Genomic DNA, 6,013 nt, shown 5'->3' with positions numbered 1-6,013 from the left:
CGCACCGCCGGTGCGGCGCGCGCAACGGGCGCGCGATGCGGCCCGAACGCGAACGTCGCGCCGCCGCGCTCCGCGCCGATCCAGACGCGCATGCCGGGCGCGAACGTCAGCGCATCGCCTGCGCGCATCCAGTGATCGTCGAGCCGGCCTTCGATCGTGACCCACAGCACGCCGTGCGTCACGTGCAGCGTGGTACGGTCGACGATCCGCCACCGGCCGGCCGGCTCGTCGCCGTCCATCGCGTAGAGTCGCCATTCGCGCATCGCCCCTCCCGGTCGCCTGTGTCCGATGACGTCAGTATTTCGGACGGCAGCGGCACGCCGACAGATACGCCTGCAGACACTTTCGACAGAACTGTACTGCCGCGCGCACGAGACAGCGCCGCGCGAGGTGACGCCCGTCTGCACGGCGCGAGCGCTTTCCCTACAATGTCGGGTGTCCTGCGCCCCCGCCCTCGCCTCATGTCCGACCGCCCGTCTGCCGCCGCCCCCGGCGAAAAGAACCTCACCGTCATGCTCTGGCTCGTCGCCACGGGCTTCTTCATGCAGACGCTCGATTCGACGATCGTGAACACCGCACTGCCGTCGATGGCAGCGAGTCTCGGCGAATCGCCGTTGCGGATGCAATCGGTCGTGATCGCCTATTCGCTGACGATGGCCGTGATGATTCCGGTGTCCGGCTGGCTCGCCGACACGTTCGGCACGCGCCGCGTCTTCTTCAGCGCGATCCTCGTGTTTTCGCTCGGCTCGCTGCTGTGCGCGAACGCACATACGCTGCCGCAACTGGTCGCGTTCCGCATCGTCCAGGGCGTCGGCGGCGCGATGCTGCTGCCGGTCGGCCGGCTCGCCGTGCTGCGCACGTTTCCGGCCGAGCGCTATCTGCCCGCGCTGTCGTTCGTCGCGATTCCGGGGTTGATCGGCCCGCTGATCGGGCCGACGCTCGGCGGCTGGCTCGTGAAGATCGCGTCGTGGCACTGGATCTTCCTGATCAACGTGCCGGTCGGCATCGTCGGCTGCGTCGCGACGTTCTTCTCGATGCCCGACGCGCGCAACGCGGCCGTCGGCCGCTTCGACGTGAAGGGCTATCTGCTGCTGACGATCGGCATGGTCGCGATCTCGCTGTCGCTCGACGGGCTCGCCGATCTCGGGATGCAGCACGCGGCCGTGCTCGTGCTGCTGATCCTGAGCCTCGCCTGCTTCGTCGCATACGGCCTGTACGCGGTGCGCGCGCCGCAGCCGATCTTCTCGCTCGAACTGTTCAAGATCCATACGTTCAGCGTCGGGCTGCTCGGCAACCTGTTCGCGCGGATCGGCAGCGGCGCGATGCCGTACCTGATCCCGCTACTGCTGCAGGTGAGCCTCGGCTATTCGGCGTTCGAGGCCGGGCTGATGATGCTGCCCGTCGCCGCGGCCGGCATGTTCTCGAAGCGGCTCATCACGCGGCTGATCATGAAGTACGGCTACCGCAAGGTGCTGCTCGCGAACACGATCATGGTCGGCGTGATGATGGCGAGCTTCGCGCTGATGCGCGACACGATGCCCGTCTGGCTGAAGGTCGTGCAGCTCGCGCTGTTCGGCGGCTTCAACTCGATGCAGTTCACCGCGATGAACACGCTGACGCTCAAGGATCTCGGCACGGGCGGCGCGAGCAGCGGCAACAGCCTGTTCTCGCTCGTGCAGATGCTGTCGATGAGCCTCGGCGTGACCGTCGCGGGCGCGCTGCTCGCGACTTTCACCGGGATGCTGCGCACCGTGACGCCGAGCAACACGCTGCCCGCGTTCCACGCGACCTTCATCTGCGTCGGGCTGATCACGGCCGCGTCGGCATGGATTTTCGGCCAGCTCGCGCCCGAGGTACGCGGCCGCGCGCACAAGACCGATCCGTCCGAGCGCACATGACGCGCAGCGCGCACCAGCGCGGTGCGAGCGGGCGCGTCCCGTGCCCGCGCAGCGCGTGCGCGCCGGGGTCGCAACCGCGCATGCTTCTTGCTGGCCTATTCTGTAGGTAAACTGGCAGCTTCCCACGGCCGACATCATGAGCATGCTCGACATCGACCCTCCCGGCTTTCAGCCGCCCCGCCCGGTCGCCGGCGACGACGGAAACCGGCGCACCGTGCTGTACGGCGGCTACACCGTGTTCAGCGTGTTCCAGCCCGTTTTCTCGGTGTCGCACCGCCGCGCGATCGGCTATCACGCGTCGCTGCGCGCACACGACGAGGAAAACCGTCAGGTCGCGTCGCACGAGGTGTTCACGCAGGCCGCGCGGCGCGGCGATCTGCTCGAGCTCGGCCGCCTCGCCGAATCGCTGCATCTGGGCAACTTCCACGCCTTCGACAGCCACGACGAATGGCTCTTCCTGAGCCTGCATCCGGCCGCGCTGATGGATACCGTGTACGGCGACGCGCTGCTCGCGAACCTGAAGACGCTCGGACTGCCGCCGCACCGCGTCGTGCTCGAGGTGCCCGAGCAGGCGGGCGGCGAAACGCCGCGCTATGCGGCGATCGTCGACGGGCTGCGCAAGGCCGGCTTCCTGATCGCGCTCGGCGGCTTCGGCGCGAAGCATTCGAACATCGACCGCGTCTGGCATCTGCATCCGGACATCGTCACGCTCGATCGCGGCATCCTCGCGCAGGCGAGCGAGCACTCGCATCTGGAGCGCGTGCTGCCGGGGCTCGTGTCGCTGCTGCACGAGTCCGGTCAGCTCGTGCTGATGGGCGGCCTCGCGACCGAGCGCGATGCGCTGATCGCGCTCGAATGCAACGTCGATTTCGTGCAGGGCCAGTACTTCGCGGGACCGAGCGTCGATCCGGTGCAACCGCAGGCCGCCGCGGGCTGCATGGATACGCTGTCGGCCGCGCTGCGGCTGCGCGTCGCGCAACGCGAGCGCACGCAGGCCGAGCGGCTCGCGCCCTACGTCGCCGCGCTCGAGGAGGCGAGCGCCCGGCTCGGCGCCGGCGACACGCTGATCGCGGCGGCCGCCGGCGTGCTCGGCTTGCCGGACACCGCGCGCTGCTTCCTGCTCGACGCGTCGGGCCGGCAGATCGGCGACAACGTGCTCGCGCGCGGCAGCGTATCGCAGCGCGCGAAGCGCTTCCGGCCGCTGCTGCATTCGGAAGGCGCGAGCTGGGAGCGTCGCCCGTACTTCATCGACGCGATGCGCACGCCGGGGCGCGTGCATCTGACCTCGCCGTACCTGTCGATCAACGAAGCGCACCTGTGCGTGACCGCGTCGATCGCCGCACCGGGCGCGACCGGCATGCAGGTGCTGTGCGTCGACATCAACTGGGAAGCGGCGCTGAACCGCGAATGACACGCGCGGCTACGCGGCCGCGCCTGCCTTGCATGCGATCAGCCGATGCACGCGCTTGCCCGACGACGCGCTGACGACTTCATGCTCGTCGATCACGCGCATGTCCGCGCCGAGCGCGGCGCGCATGCGCGCGGCATCGAGCGACGCGTACAGCCGGCCGCGCTCATCGCGCGACGCGCCGCTGCCGGCTACGCGCCAGCTCAGATACAGCGTGCCGCCCGGCATCAGCAGATCGGCGAGCCGCGCGGCCGCGGCCGCCGCGTCGGCCGGCTCGAGGTGCATCACGACCGTCTCGCACAGCACGTTGCGAAACGCGCGCGACGGCACGCCGGCCAGCGCCGGCAGCGCAGCCACTTCGAACTGCAGCGACGGATGATGGCGGCGCGCCTCGTCGAGCAGCGCCGCGCTCGCGTCGTAGCCGCGCACGTCGAATCCGCGCGCCGCAAGCCACGCGGTGTCGCGCCCGGCGCCGCAGCCGACGTCCGCGGTCGGGCCCGGCGCGAAATGCTGCTCGAGCAGCGCGTACATGTCGTCGGGCGGCGCCTGGTCGAGCCAGTCCTGCGCGTACTGCGCGGCGTGCGTGTCGTAAGCCTCGAGAGTCGGACGATCCGCCATGGCGATTGCTCCGCAGGCGCGTCTTGCGACGCATGCTCCGCATCTTAATCGTTGCGCACGACGCGTGCGCGGCACGCGCTCCCCGCCGCTCAGACGTGCGAATGCCTGCCGCCGCGCGCCGGCCCCGCGCGCCGCTCGACTTCGCGCCGCACGTCGTCGCGCCACCCCGCGAAAAAGGCGAGTTCGGCGACGACGAACAGCGGCCCGATCGCCAGGCCGATCAGATCGTCGACGAATGCGGGCTTGCGCCCTTCGAACCAGTGGCCGACGAACTGCACGATCCAGCCGATCACGAACGCACCGACACCGATCGCGAACCACTGCGCCGTGGGCAGCCGCGCGACCGTCTGCGCGGCCCACAGTCCGAGCGCGAGCAACGCGGCCATCGCGATCCCGAAGCGCAGGTCGAGCCGCACGTAGAACACCGCGATCGCCACCGCGAGCAGCAGCGCCGGCGACAGCGCGACGCCGGCCGCGACCGCGAGCGCCGGCCGCGACAGCAGCACCTCGACCGCGAACACGATCAGCGGAATGCCGACCAGATGCGTCGCGATATTGCGCGCATCGCGATGGTAGGCCGCGTATTGCGACAGATGGTCTTCGAGCGTCTTCATCGCGTCTCCTGAAACGGTCGTTGGCGCTATGATGCCCGTCACGCCTGCGTCCCTCTGTCAGCTACCCGACATCGCGCCCCATGCCTGCCTCGCTCGCCCCGTACCTGCCGCAGCTCGACGCGCACCCGTGGTTCGCCGCGCTGCCGCCCGCGCTGCGCGCGCAGCTGCTCGCCGCCGCCGAACTGCGCCGCCTGCCGGCCGGACACGCGCTGTTCCGGCGCGGCGATCCGCCGTGCGGGCTGTACGCGGTGCTGGACGGCTCGCTGACGATCGGCGCGGTGGACGCGCACGGCAAGGAAGCGCTGCTGACGGTGGCGGATCCCGTCACGTGGTTCGGCGAAATCGCGCTGTTCGACGGGCAGCCGCGCACGCACGACGCGGTCGCGCTCGACGACGCGCTGCTGCTGCACGTGCCGCAGCCCGCGCTGCTCGCGATGCTCGACGCGACGCCGCAATACTGGCGGCAGTTCGCGCTGCTGATGGCGCAGAAGCTGCGCCTGAGCTTCCTGACCGTCGAATCGATGAGCGTGATGTCGGCCGCGCAGCGTCTCGCCGCGCGTCTGCTGATGATCGCCGACGGCTACGGCGGGATCAGCGCGGGCCGCACGCGCGTGCGGCTGTCGCAGGAGAAGCTCGCGGCGATGCTGTCGCTGACGCGCCAGACGACCAATCAGCTGCTGAATGCACTGCAGGCGGACGGCGTCGTGCGACTGCATGTCGGCGAGATCGAAATCGTCGACGTCGACGCGCTGCGCCGCGCGAGCGGGCTGCATGACGGGCCGCGCTGAGCGCGCCGCCGCCCCGCCGCGCGCGCATTGCGCTATCGTGGCGGCTCGTCCGATCGGCCGATCGCCGCTCGTGTCCCATTCGTCTACGTGAACCGCCAGTGCGCCCCGCCTTGAACCCGTCGACGCTGTCCGCCTCCGGCCGCAGCCCGTGGCCCGTGTTCATCGCATTCCTGCGGCTCGGGCTCACGTCGTTCGGCGGCCCCGTCGCGCATCTCGGCTATTTCCGCGACGAATTCGTCACGCGGCGCGGCTGGCTGACCGAGCGCGCCTATGCGGATCTCGTCGGCCTGTGCCAGTTCCTGCCGGGCCCGGCGAGCAGCCAGGTCGGGATGGCGATCGGGCTGTCGCGCGCCGGCTATGCGGGGATGTGCGCCGCCTGGCTCGGCTTCACGCTGCCGTCGGCCGTGCTGATGATGCTGGCGGCGCTCGGCATGCACGCGGGCGGCGCGCCGCTCGGCGCGGGCGCGCTGCACGGGCTGCGGATCGTGTCGGTCGCGGTGATCGCGCAGGCGGTATGGGGCATGGCGCGCACGCTGTGCGCCGATGCGCGGCGCGCGACGCTGATGGCCGCGGCCGCGTGCGTCGCGCTGCTCGCGCCGGCCGCATGGACGCAGATCGCCGTGATCGCGGCGGCCGGTGCGGCGGGCGTCGTGCTGCTGCCGCAAGCGCCGCGCGATGCGCACGATC

Annotated in this window: 7 protein-coding genes; 4 read left to right on the top strand and 3 right to left on the bottom strand. The window is 70.6% G+C overall.

Annotated features, from left to right (window positions below; translation table 11 throughout):
- The coding region (locus tag HMPREF3115_RS15905; protein WP_070555059.1) for a DUF2917 domain-containing protein at positions 1-263 on the bottom strand (263 nt) is incomplete at its 3' end.
- A gap of 198 nt (positions 264-461) precedes the next feature.
- Between HMPREF3115_RS15905 and mdtD the strand changes: the two genes are divergently transcribed.
- Positions 462-1,898, top strand: a complete 1,437-nt coding sequence (gene mdtD / locus HMPREF3115_RS15900; protein WP_006405905.1) for a multidrug transporter subunit MdtD — start codon at positions 462-464, stop codon at positions 1,896-1,898.
- A gap of 136 nt (positions 1,899-2,034) precedes the next feature.
- Positions 2,035-3,309, top strand: a complete 1,275-nt coding sequence (locus tag HMPREF3115_RS15895; RefSeq protein WP_006405907.1) for an EAL domain-containing protein — start codon at positions 2,035-2,037, stop codon at positions 3,307-3,309.
- Between the two features lie 9 nt (positions 3,310-3,318).
- On the opposite strand, the gene HMPREF3115_RS15890 is transcribed toward HMPREF3115_RS15895, so the two are convergent.
- Both HMPREF3115_RS15890 and HMPREF3115_RS15885 read right to left on the bottom strand, forming a co-directional pair.
- Positions 3,319-3,924: a class I SAM-dependent methyltransferase gene (locus tag HMPREF3115_RS15890; protein WP_070555058.1), complete on the bottom strand. Its 606-nt coding sequence runs from the start codon at positions 3,922-3,924 to the stop codon at positions 3,319-3,321.
- A gap of 89 nt (positions 3,925-4,013) precedes the next feature.
- On the bottom strand, positions 4,014-4,538 hold the full coding sequence (locus HMPREF3115_RS15885; RefSeq protein ID WP_070555056.1) for an Mpo1 family 2-hydroxy fatty acid dioxygenase: 525 nt from the start codon (positions 4,536-4,538) through the stop codon (positions 4,014-4,016).
- 80 nt (positions 4,539-4,618) lie between these two features.
- Here HMPREF3115_RS15885 and HMPREF3115_RS15880 point away from each other — a divergent pair, with 80 nt between their 5' ends.
- Both HMPREF3115_RS15880 and HMPREF3115_RS15875 read left to right on the top strand, forming a co-directional pair.
- Positions 4,619-5,326 carry a Crp/Fnr family transcriptional regulator gene (locus HMPREF3115_RS15880; RefSeq protein ID WP_006411349.1) on the top strand — a complete coding sequence of 236 codons (708 nt, stop codon included), beginning with the start codon at positions 4,619-4,621 and terminating at the stop codon, positions 5,324-5,326.
- A 110-nt stretch (positions 5,327-5,436) separates the two neighbouring features.
- The coding region (locus tag HMPREF3115_RS15875; RefSeq protein ID WP_141751683.1) for a chromate transporter at positions 5,437-6,013 on the top strand (577 nt) is incomplete at its 3' end.

Source organism: Burkholderia sp. HMSC10F09, from assembly GCF_001806955.1.
GTDB lineage: Bacteria > Pseudomonadota > Gammaproteobacteria > Burkholderiales > Burkholderiaceae > Burkholderia > Burkholderia multivorans.
This window is presented reverse-complemented; position numbering and strand designations above follow the sequence as displayed.